The 18,348-nt window shown below is 41.1% G+C and carries 19 protein-coding genes and 1 tRNA gene; 4 read left to right on the top strand and 16 right to left on the bottom strand.

Annotated features, from left to right (window positions below; translation table 11 throughout):
- Positions 1–39 precede the first annotated feature (39 nt).
- The 4 genes from MHH40_RS13560 to MHH40_RS13545 form a co-directional block, all read right to left on the bottom strand.
- Complete coding sequence (locus tag MHH40_RS13560; protein ID WP_212045564.1) at positions 40–1,209, bottom strand: macrolide family glycosyltransferase; 1,170 nt, start codon at positions 1,207–1,209, stop codon at positions 40–42.
- Between the two features lie 263 nt (positions 1,210–1,472).
- Positions 1,473–1,937, bottom strand: coding sequence for a DinB family protein (locus MHH40_RS13555; protein ID WP_050944245.1), 465 nt, complete (start codon positions 1,935–1,937; stop codon positions 1,473–1,475).
- Positions 1,938–2,253: 316 nt separating this feature from the next.
- Positions 2,254–2,329 (bottom strand) — tRNA-Arg (locus tag MHH40_RS13550).
- Between the two features lie 117 nt (positions 2,330–2,446).
- Entirely contained in the window at positions 2,447–2,752 is a 306-nt protein-coding gene (locus MHH40_RS13545) for a TM2 domain-containing protein (RefSeq protein ID WP_050944247.1), read from the bottom strand.
- 228 nt (positions 2,753–2,980) lie between these two features.
- Between MHH40_RS13545 and clpP the strand changes: the two genes are divergently transcribed.
- Positions 2,981–3,577 (top strand): ATP-dependent Clp endopeptidase proteolytic subunit ClpP, encoded by a 597-nt coding sequence (clpP, locus tag MHH40_RS13540; protein ID WP_024719872.1) that lies wholly within the window; start codon positions 2,981–2,983, stop codon positions 3,575–3,577.
- 64 nt (positions 3,578–3,641) lie between these two features.
- On the opposite strand, the gene MHH40_RS13535 is transcribed toward clpP, so the two are convergent.
- Positions 3,642–4,220 carry an LOG family protein gene (locus tag MHH40_RS13535; RefSeq protein WP_327839646.1) on the bottom strand — a complete coding sequence of 193 codons (579 nt, stop codon included), beginning with the start codon at positions 4,218–4,220 and terminating at the stop codon, positions 3,642–3,644.
- 136 nt (positions 4,221–4,356) lie between these two features.
- Between MHH40_RS13535 and MHH40_RS13530 the strand changes: the two genes are divergently transcribed.
- On the top strand, positions 4,357–4,686 hold the full coding sequence (locus MHH40_RS13530; RefSeq protein WP_003213115.1) for a MazG nucleotide pyrophosphohydrolase domain-containing protein: 330 nt from the start codon (positions 4,357–4,359) through the stop codon (positions 4,684–4,686).
- 28 nt (positions 4,687–4,714) lie between these two features.
- Here MHH40_RS13530 and MHH40_RS13525 read toward each other — a convergent pair whose 3' ends face one another.
- Together MHH40_RS13525 and MHH40_RS13520 are read right to left on the bottom strand one after the other, a co-directional pair.
- Positions 4,715–6,337 (bottom strand): SulP family inorganic anion transporter, encoded by a 1,623-nt coding sequence (locus MHH40_RS13525; protein ID WP_310025426.1) that lies wholly within the window; start codon positions 6,335–6,337, stop codon positions 4,715–4,717.
- A gap of 37 nt (positions 6,338–6,374) precedes the next feature.
- Entirely contained in the window at positions 6,375–6,956 is a 582-nt protein-coding gene (locus MHH40_RS13520) for a beta-class carbonic anhydrase (protein ID WP_268459225.1), read from the bottom strand.
- Positions 6,957–7,509: 553 nt separating this feature from the next.
- Here MHH40_RS13520 and MHH40_RS13515 point away from each other — a divergent pair.
- Together MHH40_RS13515 and MHH40_RS13510 are read left to right on the top strand one after the other, a co-directional pair.
- Positions 7,510–8,487 (top strand): 2-hydroxyacid dehydrogenase, encoded by a 978-nt coding sequence (locus MHH40_RS13515; RefSeq protein ID WP_212045565.1) that lies wholly within the window; start codon positions 7,510–7,512, stop codon positions 8,485–8,487.
- A 184-nt stretch (positions 8,488–8,671) separates the two neighbouring features.
- The gene (locus tag MHH40_RS13510) at positions 8,672–9,160 is read left to right on the top strand and encodes a ribonuclease (protein WP_226804151.1); all 489 of its coding nucleotides are present in this window, start codon (positions 8,672–8,674) and stop codon (positions 9,158–9,160) included.
- Positions 9,161–9,210: 50 nt separating this feature from the next.
- On the opposite strand, the gene MHH40_RS13505 is transcribed toward MHH40_RS13510, so the two are convergent.
- The 9 genes from MHH40_RS13505 to MHH40_RS13465 form a co-directional block, all read right to left on the bottom strand.
- Positions 9,211–9,954, bottom strand: coding sequence for an arylamine N-acetyltransferase family protein (locus tag MHH40_RS13505; protein WP_340901209.1), 744 nt, complete (start codon positions 9,952–9,954; stop codon positions 9,211–9,213).
- A gap of 39 nt (positions 9,955–9,993) precedes the next feature.
- Complete coding sequence (locus MHH40_RS13500) at positions 9,994–10,251, bottom strand: HPr family phosphocarrier protein (RefSeq protein ID WP_003212821.1); 258 nt, start codon at positions 10,249–10,251, stop codon at positions 9,994–9,996.
- 26 nt (positions 10,252–10,277) lie between these two features.
- A complete protein-coding gene (gene whiA / locus MHH40_RS13495; protein WP_003213321.1) occupies positions 10,278–11,228 on the bottom strand; it encodes a DNA-binding protein WhiA in 951 nt (316 codons plus the stop codon).
- Between the two features lie 17 nt (positions 11,229–11,245).
- Positions 11,246–12,205, bottom strand: coding sequence for a gluconeogenesis factor YvcK family protein (locus MHH40_RS13490; RefSeq protein WP_044139390.1), 960 nt, complete (start codon positions 12,203–12,205; stop codon positions 11,246–11,248).
- Complete coding sequence (rapZ, locus tag MHH40_RS13485) at positions 12,206–13,093, bottom strand: RNase adapter RapZ (RefSeq protein WP_034620188.1); 888 nt, start codon at positions 13,091–13,093, stop codon at positions 12,206–12,208.
- A gap of 39 nt (positions 13,094–13,132) precedes the next feature.
- Positions 13,133–13,597, bottom strand: a complete 465-nt coding sequence (locus MHH40_RS13480) for an 8-oxo-dGTP diphosphatase (protein ID WP_003213484.1) — start codon at positions 13,595–13,597, stop codon at positions 13,133–13,135.
- Between the two features lie 357 nt (positions 13,598–13,954).
- Positions 13,955–14,905: a thioredoxin-disulfide reductase gene (gene trxB, locus MHH40_RS13475; RefSeq protein WP_034620189.1), complete on the bottom strand. Its 951-nt coding sequence runs from the start codon at positions 14,903–14,905 to the stop codon at positions 13,955–13,957.
- Between the two features lie 233 nt (positions 14,906–15,138).
- Positions 15,139–16,524 (bottom strand): C40 family peptidase, encoded by a 1,386-nt coding sequence (locus tag MHH40_RS13470; RefSeq protein WP_137054366.1) that lies wholly within the window; start codon positions 16,522–16,524, stop codon positions 15,139–15,141.
- A gap of 363 nt (positions 16,525–16,887) precedes the next feature.
- Complete coding sequence (locus MHH40_RS13465; RefSeq protein ID WP_340901207.1) at positions 16,888–18,345, bottom strand: tetratricopeptide repeat protein; 1,458 nt, start codon at positions 18,343–18,345, stop codon at positions 16,888–16,890.
- Between the last annotated feature and the right edge of the window lie 3 nt (positions 18,346–18,348).

The following is an 18,348-nucleotide window of genomic DNA, read 5'->3' as shown; positions in this document are numbered from 1 at the left end:
AGACACCAAATGCGTGGGTTTACCTACACGCTAACAGACTCATGATTGAGTCTGTTTCGTCTGCATCCATTGATCAATCGTCCGCAATGCTTTATCTGTTCCTCCTGCTGTTTGGAAGCTTTCTTCAATTTTTTCGATTCCAGCACGGTACGTGTTACTTCCCAGAACAGATTCCACGGTTTCTCTTAGCTGCTTTGCTGTCAGCTGTTCTTTATCAAGTGCACGGGCAGCAGATAGCTCGGTCAGTCTTTGTGCGACCATCGGCTGATCTTTGTCGACAGGAATGACAACCATCGGAACGTGATAATGAATGCCTTCATTGACACTGTTCATTCCGCCATGCGTCACAAACACATCTGTCAGCTCAAGCACTTCAAGCTGCGGCACATAAGGCTCAATCAGAAAATGAGAAGGTGCTTCTTTCAAGAGAGACCGATCCACTTTTTCACCTGTTGCGAGCACCACTTTTCCATCAAAGTCGGCAAAGGCATCAATACACATATTAAAAAATGCCTCTGTATCCCCAAGAACGGTGCCCATCGAAATAAAGACGACTTTATCTTGCTCAAGTGCTTCCAGCGGGAAATCATGCTGATCTGCCCTTTTTAGAAAGCTCGGTCCAATGAAAACAAATGAATCGTTCACTGCATCGACAGACGGCTGAAAATACTCACTTGTATACACGATATTCAGTTCTCCGCGATTTTTCATGAATTGCATCAAACGCGTTGGCTGAACGCCAAAGCGCTCTTGTATGCTTTCTAACAGATGATCGGCTTTCTCATCTTTTCTGTATAGTGGTGTATCAAAATGCGCCTCTTGCAGTACAAAAGATGGGTTTGAACCGATCCCTGGAATTTGTAAATAATCTCGAACAAGCTCCCCTGCCCCAAACATATCAAAATAGACAAAATCAAATGAATGCTGCTGAGAAAGTGTTTCCACCACCTCTAAAATATCAAATGATGTTTGCAGCATGGCATGAAAGAATGGCTGCATGGAATCGAGATTTCCTTCATCCACGTGTAATGTCCGAATATAGTCTGGATGTTTATGTACGTGAGCGCCTAAGCGTTTGATTCGTTCCTCATAATGTACAGTTGTGACCGCATGCACTTCATCTCCACGATCCGCCCAAGCTTTGATGATCCCTAACATAGGATTCACATGCCCTTCAGCGGGAAATGTAATCAATAAAATCTTCGCCACAAGAAATCCCTCCTCATTGTCAATTCTCTTCCATGTTAATCATATACAGCCAGCAGGCTCAACAAATACGCCTGTAAAGGGAAGAAATGAGTCTTATGGCTAGTATTTTAAGAGATGACTAGAAGAAAAAAGACAAAGCCCCAAGTTAAGTGCTTTGTCCTTTTTCTATTATTTTTTGAGCAGCATTTGTTTAAACGCAGCAGACTGTTTTCAATAGAGATCGGATCAGCATAGATAAATTCATTGATTGAAGTTGAAGAACATTATTCAAACATTAAAATTTTGAGGTCTTTATTGTAACAGTGAACAAGCATAGCATGTAATTGTCCCCTATGATGATATACATGTGCTAATATTTCTAACAACCATTCATACCTTGTATATGTCACACCCCAATATGAAGTGGTACGAGACAGTAGTTCTGTGTCCGATAATTTCATATAATTATTTTTTAATGAATGAAAATTAGTCATTAAGCCATTTTCTATCGACTTTAAAGTTCTATATGATACATTAGCATAAAACTTTTCCATCTCTTCTTGGGTAGCCTCATTAGCAATACGCCAGTCCGCTTCACAAATGATCGCAATGTGTTCCAGCAACTCTCCGATAGACTGCTTATGAGGTGTTGGTTTTTTTTGTAAATCATCTTCTTCTAATTGACTTACTATTTCTATTAATGTTTTAACAGCTACTTCAATTTGATGTAAAACACTTTCACAATTCATGAGTGCCCTCCTTATTAAAGGATTCTGCCCTTTTAGTTGAACAAGCTTTGAGAATATTGTTGATTCAATGATTTTAGACTCCAATTATAGATTAACTTTACTTAATCACTATCATAAAGAAAATTTGTCTTTTTAACAATTTTACTCCGTGCTTTTTGGTACAAAATGAACTACTTCACTTAAACGATGATAAATAGTGAAGTTCCTCTCAATTTACTCACACAATACCACTCATAAAAAAACAAAAAACCCTTTATTTCAAAGGGTTTTCAGCTTTTTCATAAATGATAGAACGAAGCCTATCGGATACTATAGACGCGCTCGGAGGGATTCGAACCCCCGGCAGACGTGGTACCGGAAACCACCGCTCTATCCAACTGAGCTACGAGCGCACGATATGTTTTTGAACGTCAGCATATCAAATTATAAGGGAAATGCTGCAAGAAAGCAATGATATTCTGATGACTTCAAAGAAGAAGCCTGCACCGAAAAGATGCAGACATGTCGATTTATGCACTTTTAACAGATGCAATAATTTTTCGTTCCATGTTTTCATTTACTTCATCCACTGTTTTGACAAGACAAATGATCCCATCAATAAATGGCCAAATGAACAATGTCAACCATCCTAGTAGAAGCATGGTCACTGCATAGCCTTTCTTTTCATCAAGATAAAAACGATGAACGGCAATAGCTCCAAGGAACCACCACAAAATAAATACAACTAATTTCGACTTTTTTTTGGCTTGAAGTTCAGTTGATACAACAATACGCTGTTGATCAGTCAAACTACTTTTCTCCAAAAGATTATCCACTATTCTTCCTTCTTTCTGACTATATATAATAATAACATAGGTAATATTACCTCATAACAGAAAGTTTTACCATATTTTTTTAAAACTTTTCCATGGTTTAAGAAAAATAAATTTTGGGAAAAATAACATGTGGCTGTCGAATTTTTTGATTGCGTTTTGTTTGACCTTTATTGACCAAAAATGTATCATTGAATTACATACTTACCTAAAAGGTGAAGGAGGAACATTATGAATTTAATACCTACAGTCATTGAACAAACAAATCGTGGGGAAAGAGCTTACGACATTTATTCTCGTCTTTTAAAAGACCGTATTATCATGCTTGGTTCTGCGATCGATGACAATGTTGCCAACTCCATCGTGTCACAGCTGCTTTTCTTAGAAGCTGAAGATCCAGAAAAAGATATTTCTATCTACATTAACAGCCCTGGCGGTTCAATCACAGCTGGTATGGCCATTTACGATACGATGCAATTTATTAAACCAAAGGTATCAACCATTTGTATTGGTATGGCTGCATCTATGGGTGCGTTCCTGCTTGCTGCTGGTGAAAAAGGTAAGCGTTATGCTCTTCCAAACAGTGAAGTCATGATTCACCAACCACTAGGTGGTGCCCAAGGTCAAGCAACAGAAATTGAAATTGCGGCAAAACGAATCCTTTCTTTACGCGATAAACTGAACCAAGTACTTGCTGAACGTACTGGTCAGCCAATCGAAGTCATTGAGCGCGATACAGATCGTGACAACTTCAAAACAGCAGAAGAAGCACTTCAATACGGACTCATTGACAAAGTCTTGACCCGTAATTCAGAAGAACAAAAATAATATGACAAAACAAACCGTCTGCTCCTTGAACAGACGGTTTTTTGTGGTTGAAATACGCTTTACTTTAAGACAGCTCCGTCCATTTCTGCTGAAGAGATGGTGTTTGATAAGAAGCCATCTGCGTGATTAATTCCTCCGGTTCGCTGGAGGCATGTAACAATTGGAGGTGTGATTCATTCGAGAAACCTTCCTGTACACTAAACTTCACCATGTCAATGAGCGGATTGAAATAGTCATTCACTTGATACAAGCCGATTGGCTTTTGGTGAATGCCGATTTGTGCCCAGCATAGCACCTCAAATAATTCTTCATATGTACCAAAGCCGCCTGGCATCGCAATAAATCCATCAGCCAGCTCACTCATTTTCGCTTTTCGTTCATGCATTCCCGTTACCTCAATTAACTCTGTCAGCTCTTGATGTACAACTTCTCCTCTAAAAAGCCCCTTAGGCATAACTCCAATGACTTGCCCGCCATGTCTTAAGACCTCATCTGCAATGGCACCCATCAATCCAATTCGTGAACCGCCGTATACAAGACGGATGTCATGCTCTGCCATAAAAGTCCCCAGCTCTACAGCCTTTTCTTTGTACACGTCCTTCACGCCTGGATTCGAACCAGCAAACACACAAATCGTTTTCATCAAAACAGCTCCATCTCTCTCTATGATTTCTTCACCCACTCATTCTACTATAATTGTTTTTAAAAAAACAGCCGCTTCATCTATATATAGTGTAAAATCAAAAGGTGCACACCATATAAGGAGCTGTATAAAGAGAATGCAAACAAATGAGATGGAGAAATGGATCAAGGATTTTTACAAAAAGAGAAATTGGACAGAATACGGACCGTTTATCCGGTTAGGGTTCCTGATGGAAGAAACAGGAGAACTCGCTCGCGCTGTTAGAGCCATCGAGATCGGACGTGACCGGCCTGACGAGCAAAAACAAAAATCATCTGAGTTGAAGAAAGAACTCGTTGAAGAAATGGGAGATGTGTTAGCGAATCTACTTATTTTAGCCGATCTCTATGATGTCACAGTAGAAGAGATTTTCTCCTCTCATCAACAGAAACTCACAAAGCGTTTTTCAGAACTGAAAAGCACGTGACCACATCGTCACGTGCTTTTTTCCACCTTTATAGCTGCTGTGGTGAGATATCATCTGTTCGTTCAAAGAAATGCTGTTTTCCAATATGATGGAAAAGACCTGTTCTGTGCAAAAGCTCTTTCGGCTGTGATTGAAGTCCGACAATCATCAGCTTGCCATTATGATGCTTTAACCGATTGGAGATATTCATCAGCACCGCTTCTGCTGATGTGTCCATATAGTTGACTTTATTCATGAGCAGAATGAGCGTTTTCGGCTTTGTCTGAACATGGTCAAGAATCGAATTTTCGAGTGAATCTGTTGTTCCGAAAAACAGCGGCCCTTCAATGGCGTACATACTGATGCCTTGCTGGTCTGTCTGTTTTTCTAAAGCAGCTGCTGTTTCCATCTGGGGAACCGCAACGTTTGGATGAATGCTGGTCGTCTGGCTCATTTTTTTGATGAAAGCGATAAAGGCTAAAATGAGACCTGCGGTGACGCCAATAATCAAATCACCGATGACCGTCAGCAGGAAGGTCACAACAAGTACAAGGGAATCCGCATTTTTCACTTTTACAATATTGATAAACTCTTTTTTCTCACTCATATTCCAAGCCACAAACATTAAAATCGGTGCCATCGCAGCAAGTGGAATCATCGACGCATATGGCGCAAAGAGCATTAAGATGAGCAGCACGACGACGCCATGCACAACACCTGAAATCGGGCTTGCTCCGCCATTTTTGATGTTTGTTGCCGTACGGGCAATCGCCCCAGTCGCCGGAATTCCTCCGAACAGCGGTGCCGCCATATTGGCGATCCCTTGTCCGACAAGCTCCTTGTTGCTATCATGCTTAGAGCCTTTCATATTATCAGCAACCATTGCGGACAAGATCGATTCTACTCCGCCTAAAAGCGCAATGACAATCGCTGGAGGGAGGAGGTAGATCATTTTTTCAATCGTTAATTCAGGAAAAGCAAAGCTTGGCAGCTGACGAGGAATTTCCCCATATGCCGAGCCGATCGTTTCAACTTGTCCTTGGAAAAAGAGAACAGCTAGAAACGTTGAAGCCAATAGACCTAATAGAGCACCAGGTATTTTGGGAATGTATTTTTGTGCCACCAAAATCACAATAAGCCCAATAACAGCTGTGATGATGGCAAGACTGTTTGCGGTACCGAGATGGACCACAATTTCTCTCATATTGAGGAAAAAGCTTTCATGCTTTTCAACACCCTTTAATCCGAGGAAATTGGCAATTTGTCCTGAAAAAATAATGACAGCAATGCCAGCAGTAAAGCCGATGATAACCGGACGAGGAATAAATTTCATGAGCTTCCCTAGTTTGAATATCCCGAATAATACAAGCATACACCCTGCCATAAAACCGGCAATGAGTAAGTTTTCGATACCATATTGGCTGACGATACCAAATAAAATCGGAACAAACGCCCCAGTCGGCCCGCCGATCTGATACTTTGAACCACCAAACAATGAAATCAAAATGCCGGCAACGATGACTGTGTATAATCCATATTCTGGTCCGACACCAGATGCAATGGCAAAAGCCATGCCTAAAGGAATTGCCACAACGCCCACGACAAGCCCAGCGATTAAATCACGTCTAAATTTTGATGAATCATATCCTTCAAATCTTCCATAAAAACGCATGGTATGTGTTGGCCTCCTTCAAGTATGTGTAGATGATTTAGGTATACTGCGCATCAATCTGATTATCTTTCACAACGACATCCAGCTTTCCCGTTGCTGGATGAATGACAAGTCCATGAACAGCCACATCACTTGGCATCAATGGATGCTCTTTGACCAATTTCACACTTTGGGACACACTCTCTTCAACCGAATCAAAGCCTGTCAGCCATCCCTTTAAATCAACTCCTGAGCTTTTCACAATGCTCAAACATTTCTCTTCAATGCCACGCGCTTTCGCCTTTTCAAGTAAAGGATCTGCCGCAAGACCTGCCATTCCGCATTCATGATGTCCTACAATGCATACCTCTTCTGCCTTTAGCTCATAGATTGCTAGCAGAATACTCCGCATCACACTGCCAAAAGGATGTGTGACGATGGCGCCCGCATTTTTAATGATCTTCGCATCACCGTTACGTAGCCCCATGGATTGCGGCAATAATTCCAAAAGACGTGTATCCATACAAGTTAATATGACGAGTTTCTTTTCAGGAAATTTCCCCGCTTTGTAAGGCTCATAATGTCTCTCTTGTACGAACTTTGAATTGTGCTGAAGAATCTGTTCTAATTTTGATCCCATCCTGCCATCTCCCATCTTTTTATAAGTCACGTAAGCTCCTGCCTGTCCTCCTTTTCTTTCGTGTGTTCTCAAGCATAAAGATGAAAAATGATAGAAAAAAAAGAAAAAAATGAGAAAACGATGAGAAGAAATGTGATCATTTTCTCTCATTTACGCTTCATCGCAAGGGGGACGCGGTCTTCCTTTCAATCTATCGTTCTCTACTCGCCAAAAGACGATGAAATGGTTTAGTAGAAAACGACCTTCCCGTTTAATATGTTTCAAATATAATCATTTTTCTATCAAAAAATCTCGATCTATTTTCCAGTTTGTCAGATAATCTCTCAGAAAAACCGGCTTTTTCATATATCACAACTCCCATTAGCTGATTTTCATCTAAGTAAAAAATGCATCAGATGGCATATGAATACCCTTTTTCACTAAGAAAATGTCTCTCTTTTCCGTTATTTTAGTATATTAAATATTGAGCAGATAACCTTCAAACGTGTTCAGCCGAAATGGTTGCTTTATAATAAAAGGAGCAAGATGATCATGTGAAAGGAGCGAGTTGACAATGAAACCACACATTTTTGTCGCCAAACCATTACCTGCTTCATTTGAGGAAATACTAAAGGAACATTGTACATACGAGGTGTGGCAATCCAAGGACCCCATTCCAAAAGATATTTTGTTTCAAAAACTGCAGCATGCTGATGGTCTTTTAACGTCTGGGACGAAAATCGATCAAGAGCTATTAGATCACGCACCAAAACTCAAAGTAGTGAGCAATAACTCTGTCGGCTATGACAATTTCGATATAGAATTGATGAGCCAAAGAGGCGTAATTGGTACGCACACGCCTCATACACTCGACCATACTGTGGCTGACCTTGCATTTTCACTCATTCTTTCCTCTGCGCGAAGAATTGCCGAGCTTGATCGTTTTATCCGTGAGGGGAAATGGACGAAATTTGTACAGGAAGAGGATATCTTTGGCATCGATGTCCATCATCAAACGCTTGGCATTATTGGCATGGGACGAATCGGAGAGCAAGTCGCCAAACGAGCTGCACATGGTTTTGATATGAATGTTCTGTATCATAACCGCAGCCGGAATGAAAAGGCTGAATCAGCATATGGCGCTTTATATTGCACACTTGATGACCTGCTAAAGCAAGCTGATATCATTGTGTTGATTACACCGCTGACCGATGAAACGTATCATATGATTGGCGAACGAGAATTGAAGTTAATGAAGCAAACGGCTTTATTTGTAAACATCTCCCGCGGGAAAACAGTGGACGAAAAAAGCCTCATTCAAGCGCTTCAAGAGGGATGGATCAAAGGCGCAGGTCTTGATGTGTTTGAACAGGAACCGCTTCAGGAGAATCATCCTTTCAAAGAAATGAACAATGTCACCCTTGTTCCCCACATCGGTTCCGCTACTGAAACAACACGGGATCTTATGCTGAAACGAGCCATTCATAATGTGATTCATGGAATTGATGGCAAAGCCCCTGTAGATATTGTGAAGGAGCTTGCTTCATCTTAATCGGAAAAGACGCAGGATTCAGAGCTGCGTCTTTTTATTTATTTCAATAGAAGGATATCAGGAAAAAAGCCTCATTTTAGCAAAGATCCTGTTTCTTTACATTTCCTTCATATTCGGGTGCTATAATATGAGGTAGACAAGCATCAAGAGGACAGCTTCCGATTTCCTTAATAGGAGGATGAAGATGAAAAAAATCAGTTCGGTTTTTACTATGTTTGCTCTGATCGCTGCTATTCTGTTTTCTGGTTTTATTCCGCAGCAAGCCTATGCCGAAACACCACTTACACCGACCGCCACAAATGAAACAGCTTCTGTTCAACTGACATCAGATGTTCATACCCTTGCCGTCATTAATACGTTTGATGGTGTAGCCGATTATTTGATTCGCTACAAACGACTGCCTGATAACTACATCACAAAATCACAAGCAAGTGCTCTTGGATGGGTGGCATCAAAGGGAAATCTAGCAGAGGTTGCCCCAGGCAAAAGCATCGGTGGAGATGTTTTCTCTAACCGGGAGGGACGTCTTCCTTCAGCAAGCGGCCGCACATGGCGTGAGGCAGATATCAACTACGTCTCAGGCTTCCGCAATGCTGACCGCCTCTTGTATTCAAGCGATTGGCTCATTTACAAAACAACAGACCATTACGCTACATTCACACGTATTCGATAATCAATCAAAAAACAGCCCCATTTGACGCAGGGCTGTTTTTTTGATGCTACTTATGGCAGCAGGGTTTTCACGTATTCCTCAAAAGGCAGAGGCAGCGGTTTTTTCGACACTTCTTCATGTTCATGTATGGTGACATGATCCTCGGTGACGATTACACGTCCTGTTGGTGTGAGCTTTGAAGCAAGCGGTCTTTTGTTAAAAGGAGAGGCTTCATTTTCATAAATCTGCTTTCTCATTTGGACCAATGTAGGCTCACTCACCTCTTCCAATGTAAATGCATAGCCTGTCTCAGCGCCTTCTCCTCTATCTAATTGGACAAGATGCGTACCTTTTTCGGTTTTCTCTTCTTTGACTCGAAACCGAATAGACGCTCCTTCGACCCATTCTTCAGTAAAGGGTACAGGCTGAAGAGGTAAATTCACACCAAAACCCGCATCAATCAGATACCGTTCGTTGTGATGATTCAACGTCATGGCTACGTGCGTGCCATCGATTGCCCATGTGCCCGCTTCCTTGTTATACACGGTCCCTTGAACGAGCTGTACAGCGAGTCCTGCCTCTTTTAACACATAATATAAAAGAGGATTGAGATCGTAACAAAGACCTCCTCTGTTTCCTTCAAGAAGATGCTGCTTCAATCCTTCTTGATTCAAGGCATAGGATTGTTTGTTCAGCACAGATCTATTTTCAAATGGAAAGGTGTAGGCCATCTTTTTTAATAATGCAGGCAGGTCATCAAAGGTGATAGACTGTCCTTCGTATCCGATCTTCTGTAAAAATGCTGATTGCATCATGTTCATTCCCTTCTAAAAAAACTGAGTCTGTGAAGAGACTCAGTTTTCTTGATTGATAAAATCAGTTAACGCATCAATGGCTTCTTGTTCATCCGCACCATCTGCTATCAGTTTGACAGTGATCCCAGAGCTGATCGCAAGGCTCATGAGACCCATAATGCTCTTCGCATTGACTCTTTTTCCGTCCTTCTCTAGAAAAATTTCAGCCCCAAAGCGATTCGCTTCCTGTACGAACAAAGCAGCGGGACGTGCCTGCAAGCCTGTTTTCAACTGGATGGTGACCGTTTTTTCCACCATATGATCTGCCTCCCTTTTTCATTCTCCTATTTAAGTGTAACAGCTTGTCCGTTTCGTAATTGTTCTGCAATTTGATCTAGCTTTCTTAAGCGGTGATTAATGCCTGATTTGCTGATCTTGCCGCTTTCCACCATTTCTCCCAATTCCTTTAGCGTGACCTCTTGATAGTCGACTCGCAGCTTTGCAATTTCTCGCAGCTTATCTGGCAGGGCATCAAGTCCAATTTTTTCATCAATGAATTGAATGTTCTCGACCTGGCGCAGGGATGCACCAATCGTTTTATTCAAGTTTGCTGTTTCACAATTGACGAGCCGGTTCACGGAATTCCGCATATCACGGACGATTCGAACGTCTTCAAAGCGAAGAAGTGAATTATGCGCACCTACAACACTTAAGAATTCGGTGATTTTTTCGGCTTCTTTCATATATGTGATGTAGCCTTTTTTACGCTCAAGTGTTTTACTGTTGAGATGAAATTGGTTCATCAGCTCACAAAGGGCATCATTGTGTTCTTTATATAGTGAAAAAATCTCAAGGTGATAGGAAGACGTTTCTGGATTATTTACAGAACCGCCTGCTAAAAAAGCACCTCTCATATAGGAGCGCTTACAGCATCTTTTCTTTACAAGCTCTTCTGAAATGTTACGCTCAAATACAAATTGCTCACCTAATATTTTCAAATCCTCTAAAATGGTTTTCGCTCGTTCTACCAGTCTGACAATATACACATTATTCTTTTTTAATCTCATTTTCTTACGAACGAGCAGCTCGACTGTGACATCATATTTCTTTTTTAGCAGCGTATAAATCCGTCTTGCGATAGCTGCGTTCTCTGTTTGTATATCTAGAATTAATTTTCGATTAGAGAAAGATAATGAACCGTTCATACGGATGAGGGCAGAAAGCTCTGCTTTTGTGCAGCAGTCCTTCACGTCCAGATTAGTCAGCTCTTTTTTTGTTTCGGATGCAAATGACATCCTTGCCACCCCCATTCCTATTTTTTCTTATGCAGCAGGTCGACAAGCAGCGCGGCTACTTTCAGCGTGTCGTGACGAATCACATGCTGGTCGTATGTAATGATTTCCCCAGGGATGACTTCCAGTCCCATTGCCTTGAGTACATCTGTGTCGAACTGTACAGGCTGTGCCTGTTCTTCTGCATATTTTGCTTTGATCTCTTCTGGAATTTCTTTATTGTTTACAAAAATGGTATCAATAAATGGACGAACCATATGATCGTTTAATGCCTGCACATGATCAGCTGCACTGTAGGAAAGCGTTTCCCCTGGCTGCGTCATGACATTGCAAATATACACTTTTTTCGCCTTAGAACGAATCACTTCTTCGCCAATATGCGGTACAAGCAAGTTTGGCAAAATACTTGTATACAAGCTGCCAGGTCCAATGACGATCAAATCAGCTTCACGAATGACTTGAATCGATTCTGGGAGCGGCTCAATCGTATTGGGTGTGAGGAACACTCGTTTAATTCGCTCACCATAGGTTGGGATTTTTGATTCTCCTGTTACCACTTGCCCATTTTCTAATTCAGCATGTAGAACAACACTTGAATTCGCTGCTGGCAAGACTTTTCCTCTCACATTTAAGACCTTGCTCATTTCTGTGACGGCATGAAAAAAATCACCGGTTATATTTGTCATGGCCGCAAGAATGAGGTTGCCAAGAGAGTGGCCTGTTAAGTCATTCCCTTTGTTAAAACGGTGCTGAAATAAGTCTTCTACAAGCGGTTCAACATCAGAGAGAGCTGCAAGGACATTTCGAATATCGCCTGGGGGCGGAATATTCAAATCATGCCGCAGTCTGCCTGAGCTGCCTCCGTCATCAGCAACCGTTACAATAGCGGTAATGTCCACTGGCTTTGTTTTTAGCCCTCTGAGCAAAACAGATAAGCCAGTGCCCCCGCCAAGAATGACCACCTTTGGAAGTGTCGTCATCTATTTTCTGCTTCTCTTTTCAATGTCCCGGTGAGTGACATGAGTGTAGTAGTCATTTTTAAAATACTCCGATAAGTAGTTCGCTAGCGTCACTGATCGGTGCTGCCCGCCTGTACAGCCAATAGCGATCACAAGCTGGCTTTTTCCTTCTCGTTTATAGGACGGAAGCATAAAGCTGAGAAGGTCAATTAATTTCTCTGTGAATTTTTGTGTCTCGCTCCATTTCATTACATAGGAGCGCACTTCTTCATCGTTTCCAGTCTGTGGACGCATGCTCTCAATATAGTAAGGATTCGGCAGAAATCTCACATCAAATACAAGATCAGCATCAATCGGCAGACCGTATTTAAAACCGAAGGACATCACATTCACTGTAAACACCTGTCCTTGGGTCGTGGCAAAGTGCGCGACAATTTTTTCTCGAAGCTGTTTTGGTTTTAAATCCGATGTATCAAAAATCATTTGAGCCCGGCCTTTTAACTCTTCTAACAGATCGCGTTCCATTGCGATTCCTTCGAGCGGCAAACCTGTAGTCGCAAGAGGATGCGAACGTCTCGTTTCTTTGTATCTTGAGACAAGCACCTTATCGTTTGCATCTAGAAATAATATTCTTGGTGTGATCCAGCCAAGATCACTCATTTCATCTAAGGCTGCAATCAAGCTGTCAAAGAATTCTCGTCCGCGCAAATCCATCACAAGGGCAACCTTACTCATCTTCGAATTCGATTCCTTCATGAGTTCTAGGAACTTTGGTAAAAGTGATGGCGGCAAGTTATCTACACAGAAGTAACCTAAATCTTCAAAGCTTTGAATGGCAACGGTTTTCCCCGCACCTGACATTCCTGTAATAATCACAAGCTGAATATCTTCTTGTTTGTGCGTATTCATGCCTGCTTCCTCTCCTTCTTTATAAAAACGGTTCATGTATTAGTCTCCTTGAGGATCTAACCGATAAGCAATCAATTCAAAATCAGGTGTATACGTAAAAGTACCGTGAAGAAGTCCTTTTCCCTTTAGCATGAAATCAAGAATATGGGAATCCCCTGGTGCCATCGGTAAATGCGGCACATCCTTTACTTCATGCCACTTTAAAATGCCTTCCTCTGACTCTGTCACGTTTTTTCCAGTAAATGAATCTGCCATAAAGGTGAACATCATCCACTCTTGAACGATTTGATCGCCTTCTTTTATGATAAAGGTAAAAACACCTTTTAACTGTGGATTTAAAATATAAATTCCTGTTTCTTCTCTATACTCTCGAACGACTGAATCCTTGACCGATTCTCCGCTTTCCATTTTTCCGCCCGGCGCTACCCACCAGCCTCGTCTTGGCTTTTGCAGCAAGAGAACTTGATCTTCGTGATGCAGCACACAATTGGTTACTCGTTGCATCAGCTGTCACCTACTCTTTTATGTCTTTAACTTATTATACAGGTTCATCCTGACTCCCACAATGAACATGCCCCTTCTTCACCGAAAACAGACCGAATTTCGTCTGAAAGAAGTGGCGGGCATTTTCTCTACTCTTTATTTTACAGCAATCAATGGTTCTCCATGCGTCATTTGTGAACATCTCATGAATTTCTGATTTTAAGCAAAAAAAAGGACACGGATTCTCATCCGTGCCAAACATGTATTCCTTATAAAAGGGGGTCAATTACTAGTTTTATCATAACGGAAAATTGTTTCACCCGTGTTACATTCCAGTTAAAAGCCCATGACGCTATATTAAGGATTTACGACAGCCTTTTATTTCGTTGCTTTGAGTTTTTCAGCAAGCTCTTCTACATAATGCTGTGCGCTTTGTGCGGCAATACTTCCGTCACCTGTTGCTGTCACAATTTGACGGAGTGTTTTTTCACGAATGTCACCAGCGGCGAAAATGCCTTCCACTCTCGTTTCCATTCTTTCGTTTGTTTCGATGTAGCCTTCTTTATTTGTAATGCCGAGATTTTCAAATGGTTTAGACAGTGGCAGCATTCCGATATAGATAAAGGCGCCATCTGTTTTAAAGTCTTCTTCTTCACCAGTCACCGTATCAATCAAAGTCACACTGCCGACTTTACCGTTTTCTTCATTAATTTGTTTAACGGTTTTGTTCCACATGAAGTCGATTTTTTCATTATCAAAAGCACGTGCTTGTAAAATGCTTTGGGCACGAAGCTTATCTCGTCTATGAACGATCGTTACTTTTGATGCAAAGCGTGTGAGGTACACACCCTCTTCTACCGCAGAGTCTCCTCCACCAATGACGACGAGCTCTTTGTTTTTAAAGAAAGCACCGTCACATACTGCACAGTAAGAGACGCCTCGACCGCCAAGTTCTTTTTCACCTGGTGCACCGATTTTTTTGTATTCCGCACCTGCTGCAATAATGACAGAGCGTCCTTTGTATTCTTTTGAACCGGCTTTGACGATTTTGTACTCTTCACCGTCTACGATTTCTTTGATATCGCCATATGCATACTCAGCACCGAATTTCTTCGCATGGTCAAACATTTTATTTGAAAGTTCTGGCCCTAAAATGCTTTCAAAGCCAGGATAGTTCTCGACATCTTCCGTATTAGCCATTTGACCGCCTGGAATCCCTCTTTCAATCATCAATGTTGAAAGATTTCCACGAGATGTATAAACAGCGGCTGTCATTCCGGCAGGTCCCGCTCCAATGATGATCGTATCGTAGATTTTTTCTTCTGACACAACTGTCACTCCCTCTTCAATTGCTGCTAGCATTTCTTATTAGAATGCCCTTGGGTGATGCTTCCATTCATGACAGAAAGCATCCATTCCACTCTTATTTTTATTCCTTACCCATATCCTATTAAATCTGCGGATAATAAGCGAATCATTTGCTCATATGTTCAAAAAAAGAAAAAGCTTCCTTAAACTGCTGTTTAAGGAAGCCTGTTTACGGTTATATAGTAAGTAATGATTTATTCAACGACTCTTCTTACAACGCCATTGAATGCTTTTTTCCAGTAAACATTGCTCATAGAGTCAACTGAAACACCGCGAGAGCTGTTATCGTTCAAGAATGTACCGTTTCCTAAGTAAATACCAACGTGTCCATTTACTTTATACGTATCAAAGAACACAAGGTCTCCGCGTTTCATGTCAGATGCACTTACAGCTCTTCCTTTACCTACAAGCGTATCTGTTGTTGTACCGCCAACTGGTCCAAGGTTGATGCCTGCTGATGCAAATGCCCAGCGAACGAATGAAGAACAGTCAAAACGACGTGCGTCAATATCAGCTTGTGATCTGCCACCAGCCCATTTATATGGAGATTGTCCAACAATGGAAGAACCTGTGCTGATTGCACCTTCGATTCCGCCTACGTTACTGCTGACAGGTGATCCACCGCCAGTAGATGGCTTCTTGCTTGGTGAACTGCTGTTGTTATTATTGTTGTTTGAAGATCCACTGTTACTGTTATTTGAAGACGAGCTGCTGTCGTTCGTTGAGCTGTTGTCTTCTGCTTGAACACTAGCTTGACGCTGCTGTTGTCTTTGTACTTTTTCTTCTTTTGCTTTTTGAGCTGCTTCTCTTGCTTCTTTTTCAGCTTGTTTTTGAGCAGTGATTGTTGCGTCTTTTTCAGATGCAATGCTGTTAGCCTCACTGTTTAACTCGCTAATTTGAGAAGAAGCACTTCCTTTTTGCTTTTTCACTTGCTTGAATAGCTTGTCTTTTTCATCAAGCTGTTTATTCAAGTCTGTTTGAAGTGTTTCAAGCTTTGTAAGTGTCTTTTGAACATCTTCAAGCTTTGTGTTTAATTCGTTTTCAGACTTTTGGAGCTCAGCTTTGTCTTTTTCTTGCTCTTTAATGATTTCGCTGTCTGCGTTGATGAGTGTAGATACTGCACCTGCACGGCTGATGAAATCGCTAAAGCTTTTCGCTCCTAGTAATACATCTATGTATTTCGTAGAACCGCCGCTTTCTTGAAGCGCACGTACACGCTTTTTCAAGAATTTGTTTCGATCTTCAATACGTTTTTCAGTATCAGCAATGTCTTTTTTCAGTGCATTGATTTCTTTTTTCGTTTGTTCATTTTCTTTTTGTTTTTCTTCGATTTGATCACTTGTTTTTAAAGCTTTCTCGTCAATTTCTTTTAGCTTTAGTGCAAGTGCCTCTTGTTTTGCTTCAAGCTTTGAAAGCTCATCTTTTTTCTTTTGAAGGTTTTTGTTGACCTCAGATTGCTTACTGTCCAGCTCTTGTTTCTTTTGTTCAAAGTTCTGTGCGTTTGCTTCATGAGTAAATGGGATAAATAAACTGCTCGCTCCGATGACCGAAGCTAAACCGAAAGTAATAAACTTTTTCACGAATAGTTCCTCCTTTGACAATTTCCAAGCGACATGAGAAAGCAGCAAATTCTCTGCGACCAATCTGTGCTATCTATGTCTTTCTTCCTGATTGATCAGTCAGATGTTGACCAGATTGTTTCTATCACTAGGTGTTTCATTATGTATAGTAAAATATCTAAATATATGTCTTTGTTTTAATCCACGATTTTCATTATACATGAGACATCGACAAAATGAGCTAATATTTTTATTACATTTATGTTTCAAAAACATGTCGTGATTGTCATACTTCGCCAAATCCTTGCAAATCACACCTTTTTATCCAAGAAAAAAGCATGACCTTTTCGGCCATGCTGCAATCTTCTAAATCTATTTACCTATTTAATCAATTAATATACAAATGACTTGTTCATATTTAGACAGTGTTTGAACACTGATTTGAAAAGAGGCTGCAATCTCTTTTTTGCTCATAGATTCTTCTTGCTCCTGCATCCATAAATAATAAGATGCTGCTGCCCATGCAGGCGCATTTTTCTTATCTACGCCAGAAGCACGTGCCTGCTGAATAATATGGAATAACCAAAAATAAGGCATATGGCTGTCAGGCTGAACAGCTTCTTCCAAGCTGGATGCCGCCTGTTTTGCGAAAACCGCATCTTCTGAAAAAGACCGTTCTTCCATTTCATCTTCGTATAAGAGCAGTTCAATGAATTGCTGTTCAAAAGCTGTTTTCGCTGCGCGTGCATCAAGGACAGATTGAAGAACGTCACGTTCCCCTTTTTGTTTGCTTACATAGTACGCCGTCAGCCGCTCCTCAATGGAGACCATTGGCTCAGTCTCCTCAGGTTTATCCTGCCACGGCTTGATTTCATCTGCATCGATATCTTCTTCGACCATCTTATCCCAAACCGTCTGTGCAAGCGTTTTGTGACCTGTATAATAAGCTGCGCTTGCGAGCCAGTATAAAAATGTACTATCTCCTTGAAAGCCTGTTTTGTACAAAGAATAAAGCCATTTAAAGGCCCATTCAAATTCTCCAACTAGGGCAAATGTTGCGCCAAGCTTATAACGCTGTTCACTTAATATTGGATACACGTGCGTTAATTGCTTTGCTAACGTATTGACCTTCTCTTCTTCTTTTTCATAATGATAGAAGACTAGCTGGTTGCAAAGGGCATGCAGATTACCCGGATTTTCATGTAGAACCCGGTTCAGCATCTCTTTTGCCTGATGGATTTGACCAGAATAAAAATAGGCCAATGCGAGATTATTATACGCTGACCAAAATTCTGGATACTCAACAATCATCTGTTCCAGCATCTCAATGGCTTCATCAAGCCTGCCGCTTTCCAGTAAGTGATTTGCTTGATCCTGCTTCACAATCAGGTCATCCTGATCGTAAGGAAAATCTTCGTCCTCTTCGTCACTCATATCGAGCAGGTCGAGAAGGTCATCATTTTCATCTGCAAATTCCCCGTTCTCTTCTAGTGAAGCATAGGCAGTCGCTGACTTATATGCCTCTTGAAAGAGTCCTAGATTCGCATAATTATTGGCTTTAAAATAGTGACACTCAGACATATTTTCATCAATATGTTCAAGGATGAAATCAAGCAGTTCATTTGATTGTTGGAAATGACCCATTTCAGTATAAATAATAGCAAGCTGTGACAGCATTTCTACATTTTCAGGCTCAAGTACGATAGCCCGCTGTATGAGCTTACTCGCTTTAGATAGATTTCTTTCTCTATAAGCTTTTAGACCTTTATGAAAAAAGTAATGCCCATCTTGGAATAGCTGGACGACTTGTGTGTGATTATTTTGAGAAGTGTATTTACTCACTGA

The sequence above is a fragment of the Bacillus sp. FSL K6-2431 genome (assembly GCF_038005165.1).
Taxonomy (GTDB): domain Bacteria; phylum Bacillota; class Bacilli; order Bacillales; family Bacillaceae; genus Bacillus; species Bacillus pumilus.
Note: the sequence above shows the minus strand (reverse complement) of the source record. Positions and strands in the feature narration are given on the sequence as shown.

Excerpts from the sequence above, each read along its gene's own strand:
- MHH40_RS13490 (WP_044139390.1), bottom strand. The coding sequence starts at position 12,205 with ATGACGACACTTCCAAAGGTGGTCATTCTTGGCGGGGGCACTGGCTTA.
- rapZ (WP_034620188.1), bottom strand. The coding sequence starts at position 13,093 with ATGAATACGCACAAACAAGAAGATATTCAGCTTGTGATTATTACAGGA.
- clpP (WP_024719872.1), top strand. The coding sequence starts at position 2,981 with ATGAATTTAATACCTACAGTCATTGAACAAACAAATCGTGGGGAAAGA.
- MHH40_RS13510 (WP_226804151.1), top strand. The coding sequence starts at position 8,672 with ATGAAAAAAATCAGTTCGGTTTTTACTATGTTTGCTCTGATCGCTGCT.
- MHH40_RS13555 (WP_050944245.1), bottom strand. The coding sequence starts at position 1,937 with ATGAATTGTGAAAGTGTTTTACATCAAATTGAAGTAGCTGTTAAAACA.
- MHH40_RS13505 (WP_340901209.1), bottom strand. The coding sequence starts at position 9,954 with ATGATGCAATCAGCATTTTTACAGAAGATCGGATACGAAGGACAGTCT.
- MHH40_RS13535 (WP_327839646.1), bottom strand. The coding sequence starts at position 4,220 with ATGAAAACGATTTGTGTGTTTGCTGGTTCGAATCCAGGCGTGAAGGAC.
- MHH40_RS13530 (WP_003213115.1), top strand. The coding sequence starts at position 4,357 with ATGCAAACAAATGAGATGGAGAAATGGATCAAGGATTTTTACAAAAAG.
- MHH40_RS13480 (WP_003213484.1), bottom strand. The coding sequence starts at position 13,597 with ATGCAACGAGTAACCAATTGTGTGCTGCATCACGAAGATCAAGTTCTC.
- whiA (WP_003213321.1), bottom strand. The coding sequence starts at position 11,228 with ATGTCATTTGCATCCGAAACAAAAAAAGAGCTGACTAATCTGGACGTG.
- MHH40_RS13515 (WP_212045565.1), top strand. The coding sequence starts at position 7,510 with ATGAAACCACACATTTTTGTCGCCAAACCATTACCTGCTTCATTTGAG.
- MHH40_RS13500 (WP_003212821.1), bottom strand. The coding sequence starts at position 10,251 with ATGGTGGAAAAAACGGTCACCATCCAGTTGAAAACAGGCTTGCAGGCA.
- MHH40_RS13520 (WP_268459225.1), bottom strand. The coding sequence starts at position 6,956 with ATGGGATCAAAATTAGAACAGATTCTTCAGCACAATTCAAAGTTCGTA.
- MHH40_RS13525 (WP_310025426.1), bottom strand. The coding sequence starts at position 6,337 with ATGCGTTTTTATGGAAGATTTGAAGGATATGATTCATCAAAATTTAGA.